Here is a 2,755-nt window from a genome sequence, read left to right as displayed (position 1 = left end):
GCGCCGTCCTCGTCGCCGGTGCCACCGCCGCCCCCGCCGGCGAACTACTCGCCGCCCGCACCGGCGCCCGGCTGCTGCGCCACCGGCACCTGTCCGGCCTGACCGAGACCGACGCCCTGGTCACGGAGCTGATGGCGCACACCGGCCGGACCGCTCCCGAGCAGGTCCGCCGGGACCGGGCCCGCCTCGCCGACGGCCTGCTCGACGCGCACTTCGTCCTCGGCGGCGTCCGGGTCGCGATCGCCGGCGAGCCCGAAACCCTGCTGGCGGCCGGCTCGCTGCTGCGCGACGTCGGCGCCGAGATCGTGACCGCGGTGTCGCCGACCCCGGCGCCGGCCCTCGCCGACGCGCCGTGGGCCGAGGTCGTCATCGGCGACCTGACCGAGTTCGCCGAACGGGCGCAGGCCGCCGGCGCCGAGCTCGTCCTCGGCTCCAGCCACGCCCGGGGCATCGCGGAGCGGATCGGCGCCGCGTTCCTGCCGATCGGTTTTCCGATCTTCGACCGGCTCGGGGCGGCGCTGGCCGGCACCGCCGGCTACGTCGGCAGCCTGCGGCTACTGATCGACGCAGCGAACCGCGTCCTCGACCACGGGCACGGGCATGCCCGGCCGGGTCGGCCGCCGCTGCCCGCCTCGCACGGATCTGCCGCGGGCGGTCATCGGGCCGGCCCCGAGATCCCCCAGCAGGGGCGCGGCACGGCCGAACCCGAAGAACTCGACAACCTGTTCCAGGAGTCCCCGTGTTGAAGATCGCCTTCGCGACCAGCGACGGCACCGCTGTGGACCAGCACTTCGGTTGGTGCCGACGGTTCGACGTCTACGAGGTCGGCCCCGAGGGGTCACACCTGCTGGAGACCCGCCTGCTGGAGGCGGCGTCCGACGACGAGCAGGACAAGATCGAATCCAGGCTGGCCGCGGTCACGGACTGCGCGATCCTCAACATCGCCGACATCGGTGGAACCGCCGCGGCGAAGGTCGTCAAGGCCAAGATCCATCCGGTGAAGGTGGCCAAGGGCGCCAGCGTCTCCGACCTGTTGACCCGCTACGTCGCGACGCTGGCCGGGACTCCGCCGCCCTGGCTGCGCAAGGTGCTCAAGCACAGCGAGCCGCAGCCGGCCGGGCAGAGCTGGACCCGCAACGTCGCCGCCGTTCTGAAGGGAGACCCGGCATGAGCGAGGCGAAGGACTTCCTGCGTGACCTGCTCGACCAGGTCCGGGCCGGCGACTCCTACGGCCAGCTCGATCGTTTCTCCGACGAGCAGTTGCTCGCCCCGTTCGTGTTGACCAAGGAGCAGCGGCGCACGATCGCGACCAACTGCGACCTCGATATCGCCACCGGGGCTCGGCTGCGGTCGTTCTACCAGGCGGTCGCCGCCGCCATCGAGAAGGCGACCGGCGCGTTCACCACGACGATCCTCGACCTCAACAGCGAGGGCTTCGGCCGGGTGATCATTTGTGCGGGCCGACTCGTCGTGCTCGACAACGCGCTGCGCGACGTGCAGCGGTTCGGCTTCAGCTCGTTCGAGGAGCTCGCCGCCCGCGGCGAGGCTCTGGTGGGCGGCGCGAGCAAGCTGATCGAGCGCTGGAGCGAGGTCGCCCGCGATGACTCCTGAGTCGCCGGCCCCGAACGCCGCGGGCCTCGACACCGCGAGCCTGGACGCCGCGGGCCTGGACGCCGCCGCCGCCCAGCAGCGGCTGCGCAAGCTCCACAGCAAGGCCACCCGGCTCAAGCTCGATCTTCACGACCTCGCCGAGGACCTCCCGATCGGCTGGGAGGGCCTGCTCGACGTCGCCCGCCGAACCTATGACGCCTACGCCGAGATCGCCCTGTTGGAGGGCCTGGCCGAGAAGGAGACGTCGCGATGAGCGCGACCACCGACGCCGGCCAACTGGCCGCGTTCCACCGCTGCTCCACCGCCGAGGAGTACTTCACCCTGCTGGAGGTCGACTACGACCCGCGGGTCGTGGCCGTCAACCGGCTGCACATCCTCAAGCACTTCGCCGGCGAGCTGGCCAAGCTGCCCGAAGCCGGGGCTGACGCGGAGAACCCGCGCCATCTTCTGCGCGACTACCGCGACGCTCTCGTCCGCTCCTACGAGGCGTTCACCAACGCCGGCGCGCTGGATCACCGCCTGTTCAAGGTGCTGAAGGACCGCGCGCCGCAGGCGGCGGCGTTCGTGCCGGCGTCCGAGATCACCGTGCAGCGGTTGGGGTCCACCCAGCCGTCGGAAACGTCCGAGCGGACGGAGGAGGCCCGATGACCACCAACACCTACGACGTCGGCGACGTTGTCATGGCCGCCAAGGCGCTGCGCAACGACGGCACCTACCCGGACCCGGCGATCTCCATCGGCGAGATCCTGGTCGAGGCCGGCACCCGCGGTCAGGTCATCAACGTCGGCCTGTACCTGCAGGAGCACATCGTCTACGCGATCGCGTTCGAAAACGGCCGCATCGTCGGCGCGCTGGAGCGCGAGCTCGAGGCCCCCGAGGACGCCACGGCGGCCGAGTCCGCGGCGGCGGAGACCGTGGTCGCGTCCGCCGCCACGGCGACCGCCGCGGCGGAGGGCTCGGTCCCGGTCGCCGTCCTGCTGGCCGACAAGGTGCCGGCCGAGCCCGCGGCGCACGGTGCCGGCGGGCACGCGGGGAAGGCATGCAAGCACGGGTCGGCGAACTGCAAGTCCGCCGCGGCGGACGCCGAGCTCGCGGCGCCGAGCACGCCCGCCGAGCCCGCCGAGGCCGCCAAGCTCGCCAAGGC

At 72.6% G+C, this 2,755-nt stretch carries 6 protein-coding genes; all 6 read left to right on the top strand.

The annotated features are described in order from the left end of the window. Positions 1-746 (top strand): nitrogenase component 1 (locus ND748_RS29535; protein WP_285902890.1); only part of this gene is annotated, 746 nt, incomplete at its 5' end. Continuing rightward, the gene (gene nifX, locus ND748_RS29530) at positions 740-1,171 is read left to right on the top strand and encodes a nitrogen fixation protein NifX (RefSeq protein ID WP_251749475.1); all 432 of its coding nucleotides are present in this window, start codon (positions 740-742) and stop codon (positions 1,169-1,171) included. The genes ND748_RS29535 and nifX, both read left to right, overlap by 7 nt. Continuing rightward, a complete protein-coding gene (locus ND748_RS29525; RefSeq protein ID WP_251749473.1) occupies positions 1,168-1,611 on the top strand; it encodes a NifX-associated nitrogen fixation protein in 444 nt (147 codons plus the stop codon). The genes nifX and ND748_RS29525 overlap by 4 nt, the downstream gene beginning before the upstream one ends. Then, positions 1,601-1,864, top strand: coding sequence for a CCE_0567 family metalloprotein (locus ND748_RS29520; RefSeq protein ID WP_251749472.1), 264 nt, complete (start codon positions 1,601-1,603; stop codon positions 1,862-1,864). The genes ND748_RS29525 and ND748_RS29520 overlap by 11 nt, the downstream gene beginning before the upstream one ends. Further along, positions 1,861-2,259, top strand: a complete 399-nt coding sequence (gene nifW, locus ND748_RS29515) for a nitrogenase-stabilizing/protective protein NifW (protein ID WP_251749471.1) — start codon at positions 1,861-1,863, stop codon at positions 2,257-2,259. Before ND748_RS29520 ends, nifW begins: the two co-directional genes overlap by 4 nt. Continuing rightward, on the top strand, positions 2,256-2,755 hold a 500-nt coding region (locus ND748_RS29510; protein ID WP_251749470.1), incomplete at its 3' end, for a nitrogen fixation protein NifZ. The genes nifW and ND748_RS29510, both read left to right, overlap by 4 nt.

It is taken from the genome of Frankia sp. AiPs1 (assembly GCF_023716945.1).
Lineage (GTDB): Bacteria > Actinomycetota > Actinomycetes > Frankiales > Frankiaceae > Frankia.
The sequence above is the reverse complement of the archived record's forward strand: the minus strand, read 5'-3'. Positions and strand labels throughout refer to the sequence as shown.

What these genes read in the sequence shown, in the direction of transcription:
- nifW (WP_251749471.1), top strand. Translation starts at nt 1,861, where the DNA reads ATGAGCGCGACCACCGACGCCGGCCAACTGGCCGCGTTCCACCGCTGC.
- ND748_RS29520 (WP_251749472.1), top strand. Translation starts at nt 1,601, where the DNA reads ATGACTCCTGAGTCGCCGGCCCCGAACGCCGCGGGCCTCGACACCGCG.
- ND748_RS29525 (WP_251749473.1), top strand. Translation starts at nt 1,168, where the DNA reads ATGAGCGAGGCGAAGGACTTCCTGCGTGACCTGCTCGACCAGGTCCGG.